The following is a 20,522-nucleotide window of genomic DNA, read 5'->3' on the forward strand; positions in this document are numbered from 1 at the left end:
AAGGGTACCCGATGCGGAATGCTCGCAGGATAGCCATACTGGTAGCCACACGACGAGGAGAAGCGGGCACGATGGGCGAGATTCTGGTGCTGTACTACAGCCGGGGCGGTTCGGTGGCACGGCTGGCGCGCCAGATCGCGCGGGGCATCGGCGAAGTGCCGGGCATGACCGCGCGCCTGCGCACGGTACCGCCGGTGGCCGCCGTGACCCAGACCGCACAGCCGCCGGTACCCGACGATGGCGCCCCCTATGTGAGCGTGCAGGACCTGGTCGAGTGCCAGGGCCTGCTGCTCGGCAGCCCCACCCGCTTCGGCAACATGGCCGCGCCGGTCAAGCACTTCCTGGACGGGTTGGGCGCCGAATGGGTCAATGGCACCCTGTCCGGCAAGCCGGCCGGCGTGTTCACTTCCACCGCATCCATGCATGGCGGGCAGGAGTCGACCCTGCTGTCGATGCAGGTGCCGCTGCTGCACCACGGCTGCGTGATCGTCGGCATCCCGTTCACCGAACCGGCGCTGAGCCACACCACCAGTGGAGGCACGCCGTATGGCGCCAGCCACGTGGCCGGCGCCGCCGACGACCCGCAGCCGACCGACGACGAAGCCGTGCTGGCGCGCGCACTGGGGCGCCGGGTGGCCGACATCGCGCAGCGGTTGGCCCGATGAGCCGCGCGCCGCGCACGGTCCTGCTGCTGGCCCTGATGGGGCTGGCCGCGCTGTTCGCAGGCTGGTTCATCAATGACAAGCACTGGCTGGCGACCCAGCTGGTGTTCACCGCACCACCGCTGGCACTGGCCATCGCCGTGCGCCTGGGCTGGCGCAAGGCCGGCTTCTGGGCCTCGGTGCTGGCCCTGGGCTGGTTCAGCCACGGCGTGATGAGCGCCTGGAGCCACCCGGAAACGCGCTGGCTGGCGTTGATCGAGATCGCGCTGGCGCTGCTGGTGATCTTCAGCGCCAGCTTGCCCGGCCTGCGCGCCCGCTTCGGCAAGCGACGCTGACGCTGCGACCGCAGGGCCGTATCATCTGCATTCCTGGCCCCGCGCCGCAGTACCTGTCCTGGTTTCGCGCATGCACATGATGGAAGAGCTCCTGGTCGTCACCACCGGTGGCACGATCGACAAGATCTATTTCGACGACAAGTCGGACTACCAGATCGGCGATCCGCAGATCGGCATGATCCTGCGCGAGCTGGGCGTGACGTTCCGCTTCAACGTGATTCCGATCCTGCGCAAGGATTCGCTGCACATCAACGATGAGGACCGCGAACTGATCCGCGCCACCATCGCCGCGCAGCCGACCCGGCACGTACTGGTGACCCACGGCACCGATTCGATGGTGCAGACCGGCAAGGTGCTGGCGACGATCCCGGACAAGACCATCGTGATGACCGGCGCACTGAGCCCGGCACGCTTCCGTGGCTCGGATGCGGAGTTCAACATCGGCTGTGCGATCGGTGCGGTGCAGTCGCTGCCGAGCGGCGTGTACATCGCGATGAACGGGCGGATCTTCGACCCGCAGCACGTGCGCAAGAACGTGGCGGCGAATCGTTTCGAGTCGGTCTGAGGAACAGCGTGCCGACCAAGGTCGGCACCCACCCGGACAAAAACGCCCCGGCCGAAGCCAGGGCGTGCCCTTGGAGAGGGACTTGGGCTCAGTACTGGGCGTTGAGGGTCAGGCCCGAGAAGGTGCTGTACGCCTTCACCCGCACATACCAGGTGCCGGCGGCAGGGCTGTTGATGGTGCAGGTCTCGCTGTTGCCGCTCAGGTACGGACGGCAGGTGTAGGTGGTATCGGTCGGGGCACTGCCCTGGCGCACGTACAGGTCGGCATCACCGCTGCCGCCACTGATCGCCACGCGCAGCTGGGTGCTGCCGGCTGGAACGGCGACGGTGTAGTTCAGCTCGGCACCGGTCGCGGCGCCCAGGCCGGTCACCGGCACGTTGTTCTGCAGCACGTTGCCGCCCGGGTTCGGGCCACCGCCATTGATCGCCGCAGCCACGGCCGCGTTGGCGTCGACGATGCCGGCGCCGCAGCCACCCGAGCAGGCGCCCGGCAGCGGGCGGGCGGTGCTCTTGATGGTGCTTTCGACCTGTGCCGGACTCAGCGGGCTCGGCGCTACCGACTGCATCAGTGCAACCACACCGGCCACATGCGGCGCCGCCATCGAGGTGCCGTTGTAGGACGCATAGGTGGCGCTGCCCGGCGTGGTGGTGCCGGTGTTGAGGGTGGACAGGATGCTCTGGCCCGGGCCGGAGATATCGATGCCGGCACCGTAGTTGGAGAAGCTGGCACGTGCACCGGCCGAGGTCGTGGCCGCCACCGCGATCACGTTCGCGCAGTTGGCCGGCACCGACGAGGACACGTTGGTGTTGCTGTTGCCGGCGGCGACCACCACGGTGGTGCCGCGGCTGACCGCGCCGTTGATCGCATTCTGGTAGGTGGCCGAGCAGGTGCCGCCACCACCCAGCGACATGTTGATGACTTCGGCCGGGTTGGCATTGGCCGGCACGCCACTGACGGTGCCGCCGGAGGCCCACACGATCGCGTCGGCGATGTCGGAGGTGTAACCGCCGCACTTGCCCAGCACGCGCACCGGGACGACCTTGGCATTGAACGCAGTACCGGCCACGCCGGTGCTGTTGTTGGTCACCGCCGCCACGGTGCCGGCGACGTGGGTGCCGTGCCAGCTGGAGTTGGAGGCCGGGATGCCCGAGCCGCACTCGTTGGCGCCGTACCAGTCGCCTTCGTCGTTCGGGTTGTTGTCGCGGCCACCGCCATCGCGTGCCATCGCGGCGTCGCTGATGAAGTCATAGCCGGGCAGGATGTTGGCGTTGAGATCGGGATGGTTGGTGATGCCGGTATCGATCACGGCCACCACCACGCCGGTGCCGGTGGCCTTGTCCCAGGCCGGCTGCACGTTGATCGACGCGTTGGAGGTACCGAAGCCCCACTGTTCGCTGAAGCGGGTGTCGTTCGGGGTCAGCGTCGCACGCATGATCTGGTCGACTTCGACGTATTCCACGTTCGGGTCGGCGGCGAGCTTGCGCATCAGCAGCTCGGATTCGGCCTGGTCCAGCGGACGATCGGTTCTGACCAGGGTCGGGCCGACGGCCAGCTTGCGGACCTCCTGCAGGCCCAGCGCACGGCCCTGGCTGCTGGCCAGGCCGGCGGCGGCACTCTTCAGCGAAGAGGCCAGTGCGGTGGTGTTGGCCACCGGCGCACTACCGTCACGGTACTTCACGATGAAGCGCTGGTGCGTCGGCGCGGACTGCAGGCCGCTGAGCTGGACGTCACCGGCCAGCGCAGGCGTGGCCAGCAGCAGCGATGACAGAACGGACGCACCAAGGACCACCCACACTCGACGCACACGCGGTTGCGTTACCTGGGACATCGTATTTCCCTTTCTAGTGGTGTGAATGCCGGAATCGGCAGAAGCACCGGCCCGAACCATGGGCTGGCTTGCGTTGGCGAGGTTCGAAGTCCGGCGAGTCAGCGGATCCCCCTATCGATCCGCCGTGCAGATGACGCTAATGACCAAAACCGGACACCACAAGATTTTCAGCGTCTTTTCAGCAAGATGAAATGTCTGATCTGAGACTTTTCGGGTCGAGGGTTTGTGAAGGTGAAGGAACTTTCTCGCGGCCTGCACGCACCTGACTGGGCAATGTCATGTCTGCGGATGACTTTGCCGACATCGGCGTCCACTTCCACGCCAATGGCCGCGCAGCACCGGCGCGGCCATCGTGCTGCCCCGTTCGAGTGCAGGGACTATTCGGCGTGCGCAGCGTCGGCAGGGCGGATGTGCTGCCCCTTGACCGGTTCGCCGCGCGCGACCGGCCGGCCATCGGCCACATAGTCGGAAAACTGCGCCGGCAGCGCTGCGCTGACGCCGAACGCAGGCCCGGCCTGCAGCTGGTAGTGCAGGTGCGGCTCGGAGGAATTGCCGCTGTTGCCACAGTCACCGAGGTGCGCACCGCTGCGGACAACCTGCCCCTGTGCAACGCGCACGCTGCCCTGGCGCAGATGCGCCAGCACCGAATACTCGTCATTGCCGTGATCGAGGATGACACGGTTGCCGGTGAGCTGGGCGGAATTCATCTGGCCCGGACGGTTGTCGGCGACGCCCTCCACCACCTCCACCACCGTACCGTCGGCCGGCGCGAGGATCGGCCGGCCAAAGCAGAAATAGTCCTCGTTGCGCTGACCCTCGCCACGATGGGATCGGCCATCGCGGACCACCAGCAGGTCCATCGCGAAGCGCTGGCCGGCGTGGGCGGCGTGGTAGTTCTGTTCGACACTGCGCCCGCCCCAGAACACGAAGTATTCATCGTTGAACGGCAGTTGCAGCCGTGTGCGGTTCTGGTAGTCGAGGAATCCGCTCGCAGCGGCCTGCGGCGGCGTGGTCTGTAGCGGGCGGATGTAGAAGCCGCCAATCCGCCCGTCGGCATCGATGGCCCACAGCACCTGGATGAGGTCCGCGCTCCTGGCGAAGCGCGCCTGCCGCAGATAGGTGTCGAATCCATCAACCTTCTCCACCTTCTCACTGACCAGCTCGGTTTCTGCGCCCCAGCCAGCGAGCACCTGCTCGCGCAGCGCCACCAGGTTCTGCGGGGACTTCAGCCCCGCCTGCATCTGCGGCGTCATCCGTTCCCACAGGGCGTCGATGTGCCCTTCGTAGAACTGCGTGGTCAGCGTGGCTCCCTGTTGGCGCGGATCTGCGGCCGTGGCCGCGCCGATGAGAACTGAGCAGGAAACAACCAGAACTGCAAACAGGCGCGGGAGCAATGTCATGTCAGGCGTCCTTTCGATCCGGATCAGGAATGCCGGCGACGATCGCCGCCAGCTGCGTGCGGTACTCGGCGAGTGCGTGGCGCCCCACCGGCGTCAACTGCAGGGTGGTCAGCGGGCGCTTGCCACGGAACGACTTTTCGATGGCGACCAGTCCGGCTGCCTCCAGCTTGCTCAGATGGCTGGACAGGTTGCCCTTGCTCAGCCCGCTGAGATGTTCAACAAAACCGAACTCGGCAGACTCGGCGCCGGCCAGGATCGACAGGATCAGCAGGCGCGCCGGTTCGTGGATCAGGCGGTCGAGCTGGAGCAGCGCGCGCGGATCAGGCAGGCGGGTCATTCGACGAACGTCCGCCCGGCCATGAACGCGCGCATTTCCGCCTGCAGACGGTGGAACCGCTGGTGGTCACGCCAGCCGACCACGATCAGCGCAATGGACGCCAGCGGGAACACCGCAGTGCTCAGCCCGAAACCATAGGCCTGCCCGGTGAAGGCCAGCGCGGCCTGGCAGAGCAGGAACACACCCACGATGAACTCCAGCGGTGTACGCAGCCAGCGCCACACCACCCAGGGCAGCAGCGCCACCACGGCCAGATAGCCGATGGCGCGCAGATCCCAGGGCAACTCGCCCATCGGCGCCAGCCTGGGCAGCACGCTGCCAATCACCAGCACGCTCACCAAGGCGGTGAAGGCGATGAAGAAGCGCTGGAAATTGCGCTCGGCCGGCGTCACCTGCTCCTCGACCTGGCCCAGACGCTGGTAGTAGCGGCGCGCCAGCCACTGCTTGCCGACGATCCACAGCACCGGTACGGCGATCAGCACGACGCGCAGCGCCAGGGTGGTCGGCAACAACGCGCCCGCAAGGAAAGAGGCCAGACAGGCAACACCACCCGCAATCGCCGACAGGCCACCGGCACTGCGCGAGTAACGCGAGTATTCACGGGTCAACGCCTGCAGGCGCGAGGAAGGATCAATGACGGACGGCTGCTGCATGACATGCTCCATCGGGGTCGCTTGAATTTAGTTTGCATTGCAAACCTATTTGCGTCAATCACTCCCCTGCAGCAGCCTGGCGGCCCCACAACGCAGAAAGCCCGTCACAGGGACGGGCTTTCCGGAAGAGCCGTCGAGCATGGCTCGACGCTACAGTTCAGTGCGGGCGATCAGCCCAGCTTGACCAGCCAGTTGTGGCGGTCCGGCAGGCGGCCGTACTGGATGTCGGTCAGTTCCTTGCGCAGCGACATGGTCACTTCGCCGGCCGGCGCGTTGATGTCGCCCACCGAGAAGCCCTCGCCCTTCAGCTGGCCGATCGGGGTGACCACTGCCGCGGTGCCACAGGCAAACACTTCGCTGATCGCACCGGAGGCCACGCCGTCCTTCCACTCGTCGATGCTGACCTTGCGCTCTTCGACCTTCATGCCACGGTCGCGCGCCAGCTGCAGGATGCTCTCGCGGGTGATGCCCTCGAGGATGCTGCCGGACAGTTCCGGGGTGACCAGCGTGCCGTCCTTGTAGACCAGGAACACGTTCATGCCGCCCAGTTCTTCCAGGTACTTGCCCTCGACCGGGTCAAGGAACAGCACCTGCGAGCAGCCCTGTGCCTGTGCCTTCTGCTGCGGCAGCAGCGAGGCGGCGTAGTTGCCACCGCACTTGGCCGCACCGGTGCCGCCCTTGGCCGCACGCGCGTACTCCGTCGACAGCCAGATCGACACCGGAGCGACGCCCTTGGCGAAGTACGGGCCGGCCGGGCTGGCGATGACGTAGTAGCCGGCCTTGTGCGCGCCACGCACGCCGAGGAAGGCTTCGTCGCCGATCATGAACGGACGGAAGTACAGGCTCGACTCATCGGCCGACGGCACCCAGGCGCTGTCGACGGCAATCAGCTGCTTCAGCGATTCGACGAAGATCTCCACCGGCAGTTCCGGCAGCGCCAGGCGCTGCGCCGAACGCTGCAGGCGACGGCCGTTGGCGTCGGGGCGGAAGGTCCAGATCGAACCGTCGGCGTGGCGGTAGGCCTTGATGCCTTCGAAGATTTCCTGGCCGTAGTGCAGGACTGCCGCGGCCGGGTCCAGCTGCAGCGGGCCGTAGGCACGCACGTTGGCGTTGTGCCAGCCGGCATCCTTGTCCCAGCGCACTTCCACCATGTGATCGGTGAAGTGCAGGCCGAAGCCCGGCTTCTCCAGGATCTTGGCGCGCTCTTCAGCGCTGCGCGGGTGGTCCGAACGGGTGACGGCGAAGCTGGGAATGGACTGGGACACCGGAGGATTCCTGTTCTGGTTGCGGGTAGTGCCGGGCCCGCGTCACTGCGGGCCCTGGGTCAAAGCATGCCGGTCTCGAGCCGCGCCGCCTCGGACATCATGTGCTGGTTCCACGGCGGGTCGAACACCAGGTCGACGTCGGCCTCGGCCACCGTCGGGATCATTTCGAGCTTGCTGCGCACGTCGTCGACCAGGATCTCGCCCATGCCGCAGCCCGGGGCGGTCAGGGTCATCTTCACGTCGATCTCGCGCTTGCCTTCGTCCAGGTGCTTGATCTCGACTTCATAGACCAGGCCCAGTTCAACGATGTTGACCGGAATTTCCGGGTCGAAGCAGGTGCGCAGCTGCTGCCACACCAGCTGTTCCACCTGCTCATCGGTGGCGTCGGCCGGCAGCTCGAGCGGTGCCGGCGCCTCCTTGCCGATGGCGTCGCCGTCCTTGCCGGCGATGCGGAACAGGTTGCCCTCGACGAACACCGAATAACTGCCGCCCAGCGCCTGGGTGATGTACCCATAGCTGCCGGCAGGCAGGGTCACGGTATCGCCCTGCGGGACCATCACGGCCTCGCAATCGCGTTCGAAGTGGACAGGTTCGCTGCTACGGGAATACATGGGGACCGATATGGGGCCGTGGCCGGGGCCACGCAAGACGGCATTCTAGCCCAGCCGCCCCGGCACCGCCGGTGCACTGCGGCAAACCACAGTATCCTGTGGGTGATCTTCAGGGAGCTTCGATGTCCTCCAATGCCGCGCGTGCCAGGACCGTCACCTGGCTCTGGCCCCTCATGCTGTTGCTGGGTCTGCTTGTTGCTCCCCTCGCCTGGATGGTCCTGGCGCTGATGACCGGCCGACAGGTCGGCTGGATGGCGGTAGTGTCCGCCCTGGAACTGGTGTTCATGCTGCGCCTGGGCACACTGGGCCCGGGCCGGTTGCGCATCGCCCTGGTCGTGCTGGGCACCCTGCTGGTGGCCGCCGTGGCCAACTGGGCCATCGCCAGCGCCTGGATGGGCGGCTCGATCGGCCTGGACCTGTGGGACGCCACCACGCGGATGGGCCCGCACCTGGCCTGGACCCTGGTCACCCTGGCCAACGGCGCGATGGAATGGCTGTGGCTGGCCGTGGCCGTGATCGTGGGCGCCTGGCTGGCGCGCTGAGCGCGCAGATCCACGCCACGCGTGGGATGCGGTAGTGCCGGCCGCTGGCCGGCAGAAGCGTGCGGACCAAGGTCCGCACCTACCAAGTGCAGCCGCCCCTCAATGCCCGCCGTCGAGCGCCTTCAGCTCGCTCACCAGCGATGCGGCCGCTTCGGCGCCGTCGCCATACAGCATGCGGGTGTTGTCGGCGTAGAACAGCGCATTCTCGATACCGGCGAAGCCGGTGCCCTTGCCGCGCTTGATCACCACCACGTTGCGCGCATTAACCACATCCAGCACCGGCATCCCGTAGATCGGGCTGGCCGGATCGGTGCGTGCCACCGGATTGACCACGTCGTTGGCACCGATCACCAGCACCACGTCGGTGTTGGCGAACTCCGGGTTGATGTCATCCATGTCGGCGATCAGGTCGTAGGGCACGCCCGCTTCGGCCAGCAGTACGTTCATGTGCCCGGGCATGCGCCCGGCGACCGGGTGGATGGCGAACTTCACCTTCACCCCGCGCTGGCCCAGCCGCTGCGCCAGCTCCCAGATCTTGTGCTGGGCCTGGGCCACGGCCATGCCGTATCCCGGCACGATCACCACGCGTTCGGCGTAGGCCATCATCGCCGCGACGTCCGACGCCTCAATCGGCTTCTGCGCGCCGGTGATCGCCTGCGCTTCCCCGCCGACGCCGCCGCCGAAGTTGGAGAACAGCACGTTGCGGATCGGCCGGTTCATCGCCTTGGCCATCAGCCGGGTCAGCAGGATGCCAGCCGCGCCGACCATCATGCCGGCGATGATCAGCGCCTCGTTGCCCAGCACGTAGCCCTCGAACGACACCGCCAGGCCAGTGAACGCGTTGTACAGCGAGATCACCACCGGCATGTCGGCGCCACCGATCGGCAACGTCATCAGCACGCCCAGTGCCAGTGCCAGCACGAAGAAGGCGACGATCGCCCAGGTGTCGAGCGTGCTGGCCGCGATGATCGCCAGCACCACCACCGCCAGTGCCACCACCAGGTTCATCACCTGCTGGCCGGGCCAGGTCACGCGCTTGTCGAGGCGGCCATCAAGCTTGGCCCAGGCGATCACCGAGCCGGACAGCGACACCGCACCGATCGCCGCACCGACCACCGCCAGCAGCAGTACCGTGCCCGACGGTTGGCGTGCGGCCAGGTCGGCCAGCGCCTGCGCACTCCAGTGGCTGGTATCGCGGTTGGCCAGGAAGGCATAGCGCAGCAGTTCCACCGCACCGATCGCCGCCGCCGAGCCACCGCCCATGCCGTTGTACAGCGCCACCATCTGCGGCATGTCGGTGATGGCGACCTTGCCGGCCGACCACCAGGCCAGGCCCGCGCCCAGCAGCAGTGCCACCAGGATCAGCGGCACGTTGTGCAGTTCGGGCAGGAAGAAGGTCGCCGCGGTGGCCAGCAGCATGCCCAGCCCGGCCCAGCGGATGCCACTGCGCGCGGTCAGTGGCGAGGCCATGCGCTGCAGGCCCAGCAGGAACAGCGTGGCGGCGACGAGGTAGCTGGCCTTGACCAGCCAGTCGAGCAGTTCGACGGTGCTGATGTTCAAGCCTGCGGCTCCTTCGGTTCGTCCTTGCCGCCCTTGGGCGCGCTCGGCTTGAACATTTCCAGCATGCGCGCGGTGACCACGTAGCCACCGGCGGCATTGCCGGCACCGAGCACCACGGCGAGGAAGCCCAGCGCCTTCTCCAGCGGCGTCTGCGCATGCCCCAGCACCACCATCGCGCCGATCAGCACGATGCCGTGGATGAAGTTGGAGCCCGACATCAGCGGGGTGTGCAGGATCACCGGCACCCGCGAAATGATCACGTGGCCGGCGATGGCCGCCAGCATGAAGATGTACAGCGCCACGAACCCGTCACTCACTGGCAACGCTCCCGCTCTGTCTTCGTCGCCCCATCATAACCACGGGCTGAACCCGTGCGCACCCGGCGTCAACCGCGGTGGCGCTCACGCGTTGTCGATGGTGACCCCGAGCGAGGAACCGTACCCTGTGCTGGTGAGCAGCCCCCTCTCCCCGAGCGCCGAGACCGATGCCCTGCCGGCATCGCTGGAAGCGTTCCTGGCCAGCGTCGGCCCGCGAGCGTTCCGCTTCGCCGAGGCCGGCCTGCGCCAGCGCGAAGACGCCATGGATGCGGTGCAGGATGCGCTGCTGCGCATGCTGGATTACGCCGACAAGCCGGCCGCCGAATGGGCGCCGCTGTTCTGGAGCATCCTGCGCCGCCGGGTGATCGACATGCAGCGCCGGCGCCGCTTCCGCCTGCCGTTCTGGCGCGACAACCAGGACGCGGAAGGCAGCGAGATCGACTGGGCCGACCCCGGCCCGGACCCGGCACAGGCGCATGAGCAGCGCCAGCAGTACCAGCAGCTGGTGGACGCGTTGCGCACCCTGCCCGCCCGCCAGCGCGAAGCCTTCACCCTGCGCGTGCTGCAGGACCTGGACGGGGCCACCACTGCCCGCGCCATGGGCTGCAGCGAAGGCGCGGTAAAAACCCATCTGGCACGCGCCCGGCAGGCGCTGCAGGACTATCTGGAGACCCACCCGTGAACCGCTCCCTGCCTTCCGATGACACCCTGCGCAGCCTGCACGCGCAGTCGCTGCAGGCGCTGTCGCCGGCCACGCTGGCACGGCTGCGCCTCGCGCGCCACGGCGCCACCGCCGCCCATCGCGGACGCTGGCGCTGGTGGCTGGCCAGCACCTGTTCGCTGGTGGTGGCCCTGGGGATCGGCCTGCAGTTCACCGGCCATGGCAGGCTTGCCGGCCCGGCGCCGGCCCCCGTGCTGGCCTCGGTGGAAGACAACAGCGCGCTGTACGACGAGAATCCCGATCTGTACCTGTGGCTGGGCGATACCGACCTGGCGATGGAGTGAACCATGTTCCGACTGCCTATCCTGCCGCTGCTGTTGACCCTGTCGCTGCTGCCGGCCGTCCCGGCGCTGGCACAGAGCGCTGCGCCCGCCCCTGCCACACGCCCCGCACCGACCGCACCCTTGCCGGCGTGGGAGCAGCTGAGCGAATCCCAGCGCGAATCCCTGCTGGCGCCGCTGCGCGACCGCTGGAACAGTGCCGATGCCGGCCAGCGCCAGCGCATGCTTTCGCATGGCCAGCGCTGGCAATCGATGAGCCCGGAGGAGCGCGACAAGGCCCGCCGCGGCCTGCGCCGCTTCGAGCACATGAGCCCGGAACAGCGCGAGCAGGCACGGGCCCTGTTCGGGCAGATGCGCACGCTGAGCCCAGCCCAGCGTGACGCGCTGCGCGAGCGCTGGTCGCAGATGACGCCCGAAGAACGCAAGGAGTGGGTGCGCGACAACCCGCCGCCGGCGAAGCCGCGGTAAGGCCCCGGGGAACGGGGTCAGAGCCCTTTGCTGACGCAAAGGGATCCGACCCCTGGCAGATTCCCGGAGATCGGGGTCAGACCCCTTTGCCAGAGGCAAAGGGATCTGACCCCGTGTCACTCACGCCTGCCAGCGCGTCTTCGCCAGCAGCTCGTCGTCCCAGTCGAAACCGAGCTGCCCCTCGCGCACGAACAGCGCAACGAAGTTGAGCAGGTTGCGCGCATACATCTCACTGGCCTGGGTCGCGCCGCGACTGGCCAGGCCCAGCGGGCCATCGATGGTCACGCCCTGGTGTTCGATGCACTGCCCCGGCTGGGTCAGCGCGCAGTTGCCGCCACTTTCGGCCGCCAGATCGACGATCACGCTGCCGGTGGCCATGCCCTCCACCATTGCGGCGGTCACGATGGTCGGCGCCGGGCGGCCCGGCACCGCAGCCGTGCAGATCACCACGTCCACGCTGCGCAGGTGGTCGGCCAGCCGACGCTGCTGCTCGGCGCGCTCCTCGTCGGTCAACGCGCGCGCATAGCCGCCCTCGCCCGCCGCGCTCACCCCGAGGTCGAGGAAGCGCGCGCCCAGTGACTGGATCTGCTCGCGGGTTTCCGGGCGCACGTCGAAACCTTCCACCTGTGCACCGAGACGACGTGCGGTGGCGATGGCCTGCAGGCCTGCCACGCCGGCACCGATCACCAGCACCTTGGCTGGCCGCACGGTGCCGGCGGCGGTGGTCAGCATCGGGAAGAAGCGCGGCGCGCGTTCGGCGGCGATCAGCGCGGCCTTGTAGCCGGCCATGCCGGCCTGCGAACTGAGTACATCCATCGCCTGCGCACGGGTGGTGCGCGGCAGCTGCTGCAGCGGGAACAGCTGCAGGCGATCATCGGCCGCCAGCGAGGCCAGCGCCGGATCGTTGGCCGGGGCCAGCAGGCCGACCACGCTGGCACCGGGCCTGAGCTGCTCCAGCACCGTCGCAGGAGGCGCCTGCACGCACAGCAGGATATCGATCTCGGACCAGCGGCCCGCATCGAAGGCACGTGCTCCGGCATCGTCATAGGCGGCATCGGTGAAGCCAGCGGCCAGCCCGGCGCCGGCCTCGTACCAGACCGTAATGCCGAGGGCACCGAGCTTGCGCGCGGTTTCCGGCGTCAACGCCACGCGCCGTTCACCCGGCGCGGTCTCCTTGATCCCCAGCAACGCCACGGCCATGCAGGTCCCCGCTGATCGGTGAGTTTTCCCGATCCTAGCAGGCAGCCCGCACTCAGTGCAGGGTGGCGCTGCCCGGGTCGAGGCGGTCGATCACGCCCTGCATGGCGCTGTCGAAGGCCCCATCATCAACGTGGGCACGCAGGCGGCCCAGCCGCACCATCACCGCCAGCTCTTCCGGCGAGGCCACGCAGAAGCGCACGCCGCGACGGTTGACGAACAGCAGGCGCGAGGAAATCGGGCTGACCCAGGACAGCTTGCCCGCCTGGACCTTGCCGTCCTTGTCGACGAAGTCCAACCAGTTGCCGATTTCCATGCGTCGGAAACGGTCGGCATCGGCATTGTCGAAATCGTCGGCGTCGATCTGTCCGCTGAGCTCCACCGCTGGCGATTCAGCCACCGGCGGCGCCGGCAGCGCGACCTGCGGCAGCTCGGGCAGCGCGCGCTGCAGTTCCGGCCGCGACTCGGCGATGCCCTGCAGCGTGTCATGCAGGGCGTCGATCGCCCCGGTAGCCGCATCGCCGTGCACGCCGACGCTGGCAAACACCTTGGCCAGCACCGGCTGCCAGGCCTGCAGCCACGGCTTGCCGACAATCTGCCGGCGGGCCTCGGCCACTTCCTCCAGCAGGCCGTCGCCAAGGCTCAGTGCCTCGGCCACCGACGCGCCTTCTTCGCCCTCGCGCAGCAGCGCCAGGGTCAGGTGGTGCTGCCAGGGCTGGCGCAGGAACTCGGCAATGGCCGGCGGCAGGGTGGCATCACCGATGCGACGATCCAGTTCCGCACTGGCCCGGCTGCGGGCCATTTCCAGCTTTTCCTGCCCACGCTGCGTCTCCGCGGCACGGCGCTCGGCGATTTCCACGCGGCGGCGATGCTGCACCAGGAACTCGCGGAATTCTTCTTCCAGGGTCAGGAAGATCGCCAGGTTCTCGTTGAACTCGGCCACCAGGCGCTCGATGATCTCCTCGACCTTGGCCATCAGCATGCGCTCGGCCTGGCTCTCGCCGGTGTTGCCCTCGCAGGCCTCGGCCAGCGAGTTGAGCAGCTTGCGCGCCGGGTGGGTCTTCTGCACGAACATGCGGCGGTCGAGCATGGCGACCTTGACGAAAGGCACCACCAGGCGGCCGATCAGTTCGCGCGAGCGGCCTTCCAGTTCACGTTCATCCAGCATCACGTCGAACAGCATGCCGACCAGGTCGATCGCATCCTCGTCCTGCGGATCCAGCCGGGTCTGGCCAGGGTCCACGCCAAGCTGGGTGGCGCTGGACAGCACTTCACTCTTCAGCCGTTGTGCCAGCGATTCGCCGTCCTCGCCGATGGCTGCACGCAGCGTCGCACTGGGCGTGGCCTGCAGCAGCGACAGCACCGACATCATTTCGCGCTGGCTGAGCGGACGCTGCTGGCCGATCGCCACCTGTGCGGCCGACGTCGCGTCCTCACGCACATGGCGGGTCTGCTGCAGCAGTTCGTGCAGCGCTTCCAGCAGCATGCCCTGCTGGCCTGCGTAGGCCTCGCTGGCGCCACCTTCCTCGCCACCCAGGTGCTGCTGCATGTGGCCGCGGCGCTCGGACCAGCGCGCGGCAAAGCGCTGCGCCCAGGCCGGTGCAGCCTGTTCGTCATCGCTGAATCCGGAATCGAAGCCTGCAGCCTGTCGCTGTTCGACCAGATCATCCAGCACCCCGGCCATGCGCGGATCCGGCGCCGCCGACAGCGGGCGCTGCGGCGCCCCCATCTGCGACATCACCCCGGCCGCGGCCAGCTGCTCGTCCAGCTTCTCGTAGATGCGGCCGACCGGTGCGCGCAGGTCGCGCTCGCACAGCTTGATCAGCACCAGATGTACTTCCGGGGCCAGCTCGCAGCCGGCAAAGGCCTCGTGGATGGCCACGCCCAGATGTTCGGGGCTGATCGGATTGTGGTCAGCGTCCAGTTCCGCGCCACCGATCAACCGGCCCAGGCGACGGTCCAGCCGCGCCAGCACCGGCTTGAAGTCGCGCAGCAGCACGGTGGCGAAATTGCGCACCGCCAACCGCGATTCCAGCACGTGTTCGGCCAGCAGGCTCAGGCCATCCTCGGCCGGCCCGGACAGGGTCGCCTCGGCCGACAGCGGCTCACCGGCCGCCAAGGCGGCCCAGGCCTGCTGCAGGTGGCCGGCAAAGGCCGCAGCGATGTCCTCACGGCGGCGGCGCAGTTCGCGCATCGCGTCCAGGAACAGCAACTGCGACGAGCCGGCATTGCCGGCGCGGTCGAACAGGGCATCGTCGAAACGCGCCAGTGCAGCCCCGAAGGCCTGGCACAACGCCGGCAGGACCATGTCCCGGGCAAGCTGGAGCTGGGCCGGGTCACGGCCCGGCGATCCCATCGGTGTGGGCACGCTCATCATTCGGGAAGGCTCCCCACCTTCTCTGGCACGACAGACAGCATGGACATCGCGACGACCGGCACACCCCATGTACCGGAACGTCGATGGTAGGCCGGCCAGCCCGTCACGGACAGTGAAACAGTCCTCACTTCAAACCTCATGACCGGCGGCCCGGCAAGACAGATATCGTAAGCCGTGCAAGGCCCACGAGGCGAGGGGAAGCGGCTGTCCGTTTCCCGCCAGTGGCATGATGTTCATCACAGTTTGGTATTCAGGGGCCGGACGCGACACAGACGGCGTCATTGACCACCCCGACTATAATCAAACACCCGTGATGACCGGTTCAGACTCCATGCCCGACCCCGCTGCCCTGCTCGCCCTGGATGCCCGCCGCTCGGTGCCCTCGCGGCAACTGGGCGAGCCCGGACCGGACCCGGCCGCCCTGCAGCGGATGCTGGCCTCGGCGGTGCGCGTGCCCGACCACGGCAAGCGCGTGCCGTTCCGCTTCCTGAAAATCGCCGGCGATGCACGTCACACTCTGGGCGACTTCCTGGCCGAACGCAGCCGCCAGCGTGACCCGCATGCCGGCGAGGCCGTGTTCGAGAAGGACCGCCAGCGTTTCAGCCACGCCCCGCTGGTGATCGTGGTGGTCGCCAGCCCGCGCCCGGACCCGAAGGTGCCCGAACAGGAACAGCTGATGACCGCCGGCTGCGTCTGCTTCGCCCTGCTGCAGGCCGCGCAGGCGCTGGGCTTCGGCGCGCAGTGGCTGACCGCCTGGATGGCCTTCGATCCGGCCGTGCACGCCTATCTGGGGCTGTCCGAGGGCGAAGGCATTGCCGGTTTCATCCATATCGGCACGCCGAAGGCCGCCGTCCCCGAACGCGAGCGCCCCGACCCGGCGGCCCTGCTGCGCGACTGGACGCCGCCGGCATGACCCTGCCGGCTCCGCCGCCGTCGCTGTACCTGGTCGACGCCAGCATCTACGTGTTCCGCGCCTGGCACTCGCTGCCGAACCAGTTCCAGGACGCCCAGGGCTGGCCGACCAATGCAGTGCACGGCTTCGCCCGCTTCCTGCTGGACCTGCTGGAGCGCGAGCGCCCGCGGCACATCGCCATCGCCTTCGACGAAGCGCTCGACAGCGGCTTCCGCCACCGGCTGTATCCGGCCTACAAGGCCAATCGTGATCCGGCGCCGGAAGCGCTCAAGCGCCAGTTCGTGCATTGCAAGGCCCTGTGCGCGGCATTGGGCCTTGCGGTGCTGGCCCACCACGAATACGAGGCCGACGACCTGATCGGCAGCGCCCTGCACGTGCACCGCGGCAGCCATCGCGGGGTGATCATCTCCGCCGACAAGGACCTGTCGCAGTTGCTGCTCGACCACGACGAACAGTGGGACTACGCCCGCAACCAGCGCTGGGACGTGGCCGGCGTGAAGGCGCGGCACGGCGTGCACGCGCACCAGATCGCCGACTACCTGGCGCTGTGCGGCGATGCGGTGGACAACATTCCGGGTGTCAGTGGCGTCGGCAGCAAGTCCGCCGCCGTGCTGCTGGCCCACTTCGGCAGCATGGATGCGCTGTACGAACGCCTGGACGAAGTGCCGTTCCTGCGCCTGCGCGGCGCTGCACAGATGGCAGTGCGCCTGCGCGAACAGCGCGAGCACGCCCAGCTCTGGCGCCAGCTGACCACCATCGCGCTGGACGCGCCGCTGGAGGGCAGCCAGCCCGGGCTGCTGCGCCAGGCAGCCGATCCGGAGCTGCTCGGTGGCCTGTGCCAGACCCTGCGCTTCGGCCCGATGACCCGCCGCCGGCTGTTCGATGCCGCTGGCGTGGCCGATCCCGTTCCCACTCCATCCTTTTCCAATTCCAGCGAACCCGCATGAGCCAGCGCAACACCGAAGCCCCGCGCGTCGTCTATGAAGGCAAGTACCAGCGCATGCTGGTGCGCGGCACCTGGGAATACAGCGAACGTACCCATGCCGGTGGCCTGGCCGCGATCATCATCGCCGTCACCCCGGAGGACAAGGTGCTGTTCGTCGAGCAGTTCCGCGTACCGCTGCAGGCCCCCACCATCGAAATGCCGGCCGGCCTGGTCGGCGACATCGATGCGGGCGAATCGATCGAAGTCTCGGCCGTGCGCGAGCTGGAAGAAGAAACCGGCTGGACCGCCGACCACGCCGAAGTGCTGATGATCGGCCCGACGTCCTCCGGCGCCAGCAGCGAGAAGATCGCCTTCGTGCGTGCCACCGGCCTGCGCCGGATCGGCGAAGGTGGCGGCGATGACAGCGAAGACATCACCGTGCACGAGATTCCGCGCGCGCAGGCAGCGGCGTGGCTGGTGCAGAAGATGGGCGAAGGCTACGAGCTGGATGCCAAGCTGTGGGCCGGCCTGTGGATGATCGAGCACCACCTGGACGGGCGCCCGCGTGGCTGACGCCGGCCTGCACGCACTGCCGGCGCTGCTGGACGCTGACGATCCGGCGATCTACACCCTCCACCGGCCGCAGGGCGCCTCGCCGTACCTGCTGCTGGCTGACCACGCCGGCCAGCAGGTGCCGCGAGCATTGGAAGGCCTTGGCCTGGCGCAGGCCGAACTTGACCGCCATATCGGCTGGGACATCGGCATTGCCGGCACCACCCGTGCACTGGCCGAACGTCTGGATGCCTGGGCGATCGAACAGACCTATTCGCGGCTGCTGATCGACTGCAACCGTCCGCTGGCCTCGCCGACGCTGATTCCGGAAGTAAGCGACCACACCGTGGTGCCGGGCAATGCCGAACTGTCAGTGGCGCAGCGGCAGCAGCGCATCGATGCGATCCACGCGCCGTACCACGCACGCATCGACGCGGAACTGGATGCCCGCCGTGAAGCCGGCCGCCCCACCCTGCTGGTGATGATGCACAGCTTCACCCCGGCGATGAACGGCATGCAGCGGCCGTGGCATGCCGGCGTGCTGTACCACCAGGACACGCGTTTTGCGCACGCACTGCTGCAGGCACTGCGCGACGAAGGCGACCTGGTGGTGGGTGACAACGAACCGTATTCGGTCAGCAGTACCAGCGACTACGCGGTACCGGTGCATGGCGAAGGGCGCGGCCTGGTGCATGTGGAACTGGAAATCCGCCAGGACCTGATCGCCGATGCCGCCGGGCAGCAGGCATGGGCGGAGCGGCTGGCGCGGATCTTCAGCGTGTTGCAGCCGCAGTTGCTGGCCCTGGCATGATCCCATCCACGCATGGCGTGGATCTACCCAGGATCGGTAGTGCCGGCCGCTGGCCGGCAACCGCAATGATCCAACGACCCCGGGGTTGCCGGCCAGCGGCCGGCACTACCGCAATACGGGAACATCCATCCACGGGAACGGCTTGAAACCGCGCACCTGCAGCGTTGCGCCAATGGTGGCGAAGTCATCCTTGATCGCCTGCGCACGCTTGCGGTCCAGTGCTTCGCCCAGCATCAGCGGCAACCCACGACAGCGCGGCAGCGCGTCGCCCACCGGAATCTCCAGCAGGCGTGCCACGCGCTGGGCCACTGCCTTGACCTGCCCCTCCGGGCACGCAACCAGCACCAGATCGAACGACGCGAAGATGCCCGCACCAATGCCGGCCTCGCGTGCCGCCGCCTGTTCCTCAACACCCGCTTCGCCCAGTGCCTCGTCGATACCTTCAACCTGCTGGAAGGCATCGTACTCGGCGTAGTACGCCAGCGCCCGTGCATGGTCGGCCAGCGTGGACAGCGGCCGCTGCCGCTTCTGCACGTCGAGCACGTCGGCGAAAGTCGCCGGTTCAAGAAAGGTGGACAGGCCCAGCGCGCGCGCTTCGGCGGGGACATCACCGCCGTCGTCGAACGCCGCGTCTTCATCCGCCGGCAACCAGAAACGCGCCTGCAGCAGATCGCCCCCGGTGGCGTGCACCCAACCGAAGGAGGCGTACACCGCATCGTCATCGTTGCAGGCCGCAAAGGCGCACAGAGTCTGTTGCAGGTCCAGCAGTTCGATCATGCGTCGTTGCCCAGGCAGGCGGTCACTGCCGAGTCTACCGGTGCCGGGCGCAGGCCCAGCGCGATCACCACGCCGAACGCGGCGAACAGCGCGGCGCCGTACTGTGCATTGACCATGCCCTGCAGCGCATCAGGACTGGTTGCCGCCTGCGTGCCGCGCGCGGCGTTGGCCACCATCACCAGTACCGCCAGTCCCAACGCACCACCGATCTGCTGTGCGGTGGCGGCCATGCCGGACGCCACACCCTGCTGCGGCCCCGGCACGCCCTGCCCGGCCACGATCCACATCGCCGTCCAGCTCATGCCCTGGCCCACGCTGAGCACCACGATGCCCGGCAGCAGCGGCCAATAGCTGGCGCCATGCGGCATCGCCAGCGCCACCGCGCTGATGCCGATGGCACCGGCCGCGAAGCCCCAGGCCAGCACCTGCCGTGGCGAACGGCGCCGCAGCATGCGTTCGGCAACGCGGATGCCGAAGGTGCACACCAATGTCGGCAGCAGGAAGGCCAGGCCGGCCTGCAGCGGGCTCCAGCCATAGCCATCCTGGAAGTAGAGCGCCAGGAAGTAGTACTGCACGCCATAGCTGCTCATGAAGGCGAAGGTCAGGCCGAGAGCCGCGCGCAGGCCAGGCAGGCGCAGCAGCGCGAACTGCATCAGCGGGTCACGGCTGCGCTTTTCGATCTGTACGAGCACCGTCAACAGTACGGCTGAAAGCAGCAGGCAGATGAGCGTGGCCCGCGCCGTCCAGCCCCACTCCGGGCCCTGCACCAGGGTGGTGACCAGCAGGCTGCCGCCGGCGGTGACGGTGAGGCAACCGGCCAGATCGAAGGAACGGCCCTGCACGCGCGGGCCATCGGCCGGCAACCATGCACCGGCTGCGACCGCACACGCCGTGGCCAACGGCACGATCACCGCCAGCACCGCCGGCCAGCCGAACGCCTGGGTCAGCACGCCACCGAGCAGCGTGCCCAGCGCCAGGCCGACCGCGCTGGCCATGCTCCAGATCGCCAGCGCGCGGTTACGCACCGGGCCTTCGGCGTACAGCGTGTTGATCAGCGCCAGCGTGGCCGGGAACAACAACGCGGCACCGACGCCCTGCGCCGCGCGCGCGATGATCAGCAGGGTGGCATTCGGCGCCAACGCACCGAGCAGCGACGCCAGCGCGAACAGCAGCATGCCCAGCCGGTAGAAGCGGCGGCGGCCGATCAGGTCGGCGGCGCGCCCGCCCAGCAGCAGGCTGCCGCCGAATGCCACGGTGTAGGCACTGACCACCCATTGCAGCTGCTGCGCGTTGATCTGCAGCGCGCGGCCCATGTCGTGCAGGGCGACGAAAATGATGGTGGCGTCCAGGGCGATGATCAGCTGGGCGGTGGCCAGCAGGGTCAGCGCCCAGCGCGGGTACTTGAGGGGAGGCATCGGCAGTCTG

The 20,522-nt window shown here is 68.2% G+C and carries 23 protein-coding genes; 11 read left to right on the forward strand and 12 right to left on the reverse strand.

The genetic code is table 11. The annotated features are described in order from the left end of the window. The first annotated feature begins 71 nt into the window (after window positions 1-71). The 3 genes from wrbA (at window position 72) to BKE09_RS07355 (ending at window position 1,562) form a co-directional block, all read left to right on the forward strand. A complete protein-coding gene (wrbA, locus tag BKE09_RS07345; RefSeq protein ID WP_012510135.1) occupies window positions 72-665 on the forward strand; it encodes an NAD(P)H:quinone oxidoreductase in 594 nt (197 codons plus the stop codon). After that, window positions 662-997 carry a DUF2069 domain-containing protein gene (locus BKE09_RS07350; protein ID WP_075675297.1) on the forward strand — a complete coding sequence of 112 codons (336 nt, stop codon included), beginning with the start codon at window positions 662-664 and terminating at the stop codon, window positions 995-997. Before wrbA ends, BKE09_RS07350 begins: the two co-directional genes overlap by 4 nt. 79 nt (window positions 998-1,076) lie before the next feature. After that, window positions 1,077-1,562 carry an asparaginase domain-containing protein gene (locus BKE09_RS07355; protein WP_010481766.1) on the forward strand — a complete coding sequence of 162 codons (486 nt, stop codon included), beginning with the start codon at window positions 1,077-1,079 and terminating at the stop codon, window positions 1,560-1,562. 88 nt (window positions 1,563-1,650) lie between these two features. On the opposite strand, the gene BKE09_RS07360 is transcribed toward BKE09_RS07355, so the two are convergent. The 6 genes from BKE09_RS07360 to sufT all read right to left on the reverse strand — a co-directional run bounded on the left by BKE09_RS07360 (window position 1,651) and on the right by sufT (window position 7,656). After that, entirely contained in the window at window positions 1,651-3,390 is a 1,740-nt protein-coding gene (locus tag BKE09_RS07360) for a S8 family peptidase (RefSeq protein ID WP_075675298.1), read from the reverse strand. Window positions 3,391-3,767: 377 nt separating this feature from the next. Continuing rightward, entirely contained in the window at window positions 3,768-4,790 is a 1,023-nt protein-coding gene (locus BKE09_RS07365) for a M23 family metallopeptidase (RefSeq protein ID WP_075675299.1), read from the reverse strand. Between the two features lies 1 nt (window position 4,791). Next, the gene (locus BKE09_RS07370; protein ID WP_014036072.1) at window positions 4,792-5,127 is read right to left on the reverse strand and encodes a transcriptional regulator; all 336 of its coding nucleotides are present in this window, start codon (window positions 5,125-5,127) and stop codon (window positions 4,792-4,794) included. After that, window positions 5,124-5,780, reverse strand: a complete 657-nt coding sequence (locus BKE09_RS07375) for a hypothetical protein (protein WP_075675300.1) — start codon at window positions 5,778-5,780, stop codon at window positions 5,124-5,126. Before BKE09_RS07375 ends, BKE09_RS07370 begins: the two co-directional genes overlap by 4 nt. A gap of 170 nt (window positions 5,781-5,950) precedes the next feature. After that, window positions 5,951-7,045 (reverse strand): branched-chain amino acid aminotransferase, encoded by a 1,095-nt coding sequence (locus tag BKE09_RS07380; RefSeq protein ID WP_049443161.1) that lies wholly within the window; start codon window positions 7,043-7,045, stop codon window positions 5,951-5,953. A 59-nt stretch (window positions 7,046-7,104) separates the two neighbouring features. Further along, window positions 7,105-7,656, reverse strand: coding sequence for a putative Fe-S cluster assembly protein SufT (gene sufT, locus BKE09_RS07385; protein WP_005415385.1), 552 nt, complete (start codon window positions 7,654-7,656; stop codon window positions 7,105-7,107). A 122-nt stretch (window positions 7,657-7,778) separates the two neighbouring features. Here sufT and BKE09_RS07390 point away from each other — a divergent pair, with 122 nt between their 5' ends. Then, a complete protein-coding gene (locus BKE09_RS07390; RefSeq protein WP_075675301.1) occupies window positions 7,779-8,198 on the forward strand; it encodes a hypothetical protein in 420 nt (139 codons plus the stop codon). Between the two features lie 99 nt (window positions 8,199-8,297). Here the strand turns inward: BKE09_RS07390 and BKE09_RS07395 are convergent, their stop codons facing one another. Beyond that, on the reverse strand, window positions 8,298-9,758 hold the full coding sequence (locus BKE09_RS07395; RefSeq protein WP_075675302.1) for an NAD(P)(+) transhydrogenase (Re/Si-specific) subunit beta: 1,461 nt from the start codon (window positions 9,756-9,758) through the stop codon (window positions 8,298-8,300). Further along, entirely contained in the window at window positions 9,755-10,075 is a 321-nt protein-coding gene (locus tag BKE09_RS07400; protein ID WP_005408173.1) for an NAD(P) transhydrogenase subunit alpha, read from the reverse strand. The genes BKE09_RS07395 and BKE09_RS07400 overlap by 4 nt, the downstream gene beginning before the upstream one ends. Before the next feature lie 97 nt (window positions 10,076-10,172). Between BKE09_RS07400 and BKE09_RS07405 the strand changes: the two genes are divergently transcribed. From BKE09_RS07405 to BKE09_RS07415, 3 genes are read left to right on the forward strand one after another with little or no spacing between them, the layout of a single operon-like run. Beyond that, window positions 10,173-10,757, forward strand: coding sequence for an RNA polymerase sigma factor (locus tag BKE09_RS07405; RefSeq protein WP_014036068.1), 585 nt, complete (start codon window positions 10,173-10,175; stop codon window positions 10,755-10,757). Beyond that, the gene (locus tag BKE09_RS07410) at window positions 10,754-11,080 is read left to right on the forward strand and encodes a hypothetical protein (protein WP_075675303.1); all 327 of its coding nucleotides are present in this window, start codon (window positions 10,754-10,756) and stop codon (window positions 11,078-11,080) included. Before BKE09_RS07405 ends, BKE09_RS07410 begins: the two co-directional genes overlap by 4 nt. Window positions 11,081-11,083: 3 nt before the next feature. Then, on the forward strand, window positions 11,084-11,545 hold the full coding sequence (locus BKE09_RS07415) for a DUF3106 domain-containing protein (RefSeq protein ID WP_075675304.1): 462 nt from the start codon (window positions 11,084-11,086) through the stop codon (window positions 11,543-11,545). Window positions 11,546-11,665: 120 nt separating this feature from the next. Here the strand turns inward: BKE09_RS07415 and BKE09_RS07420 are convergent, their stop codons facing one another. Together BKE09_RS07420 and BKE09_RS07425 are read right to left on the reverse strand one after the other, a co-directional pair. Further along, window positions 11,666-12,745 (reverse strand): NAD(P) transhydrogenase subunit alpha, encoded by a 1,080-nt coding sequence (locus BKE09_RS07420; protein WP_075675305.1) that lies wholly within the window; start codon window positions 12,743-12,745, stop codon window positions 11,666-11,668. 52 nt (window positions 12,746-12,797) lie between these two features. Further along, window positions 12,798-15,119 (reverse strand): DUF1631 domain-containing protein, encoded by a 2,322-nt coding sequence (locus BKE09_RS07425; protein WP_075675306.1) that lies wholly within the window; start codon window positions 15,117-15,119, stop codon window positions 12,798-12,800. Between the two features lie 331 nt (window positions 15,120-15,450). Here BKE09_RS07425 and BKE09_RS07430 point away from each other — a divergent pair, with 331 nt between their 5' ends. The 4 genes from BKE09_RS07430 to BKE09_RS07445 are packed head-to-tail and all read left to right on the forward strand — an operon-like array spanning window position 15,451 to window position 18,320. Then, a complete protein-coding gene (locus tag BKE09_RS07430; protein ID WP_075676622.1) occupies window positions 15,451-16,032 on the forward strand; it encodes a nitroreductase in 582 nt (193 codons plus the stop codon). After that, window positions 16,029-16,979, forward strand: coding sequence for a 5'-3' exonuclease H3TH domain-containing protein (locus BKE09_RS07435; protein ID WP_075675307.1), 951 nt, complete (start codon window positions 16,029-16,031; stop codon window positions 16,977-16,979). Before BKE09_RS07430 ends, BKE09_RS07435 begins: the two co-directional genes overlap by 4 nt. Then, window positions 16,976-17,530 (forward strand): NUDIX hydrolase, encoded by a 555-nt coding sequence (locus tag BKE09_RS07440; protein ID WP_075675308.1) that lies wholly within the window; start codon window positions 16,976-16,978, stop codon window positions 17,528-17,530. Before BKE09_RS07435 ends, BKE09_RS07440 begins: the two co-directional genes overlap by 4 nt. Next, window positions 17,523-18,320, forward strand: coding sequence for an N-formylglutamate amidohydrolase (locus BKE09_RS07445; RefSeq protein ID WP_075675309.1), 798 nt, complete (start codon window positions 17,523-17,525; stop codon window positions 18,318-18,320). Before BKE09_RS07440 ends, BKE09_RS07445 begins: the two co-directional genes overlap by 8 nt. Window positions 18,321-18,425: 105 nt before the next feature. On the opposite strand, the gene BKE09_RS07450 is transcribed toward BKE09_RS07445, so the two are convergent. Both BKE09_RS07450 and BKE09_RS07455 read right to left on the reverse strand, forming a co-directional pair. Next, the gene (locus BKE09_RS07450) at window positions 18,426-19,097 is read right to left on the reverse strand and encodes a hypothetical protein (protein WP_075675310.1); all 672 of its coding nucleotides are present in this window, start codon (window positions 19,095-19,097) and stop codon (window positions 18,426-18,428) included. Further along, window positions 19,094-20,512 (reverse strand): MFS transporter, encoded by a 1,419-nt coding sequence (locus BKE09_RS07455; protein WP_075675311.1) that lies wholly within the window; start codon window positions 20,510-20,512, stop codon window positions 19,094-19,096. The genes BKE09_RS07450 and BKE09_RS07455 overlap by 4 nt, the downstream gene beginning before the upstream one ends. Window positions 20,513-20,522: the final 10 nt, after the last annotated feature.

Origin of the sequence: Stenotrophomonas sp. TD3 (assembly GCF_001939825.1) — a bacterium.
Lineage (GTDB): Bacteria > Pseudomonadota > Gammaproteobacteria > Xanthomonadales > Xanthomonadaceae > Stenotrophomonas.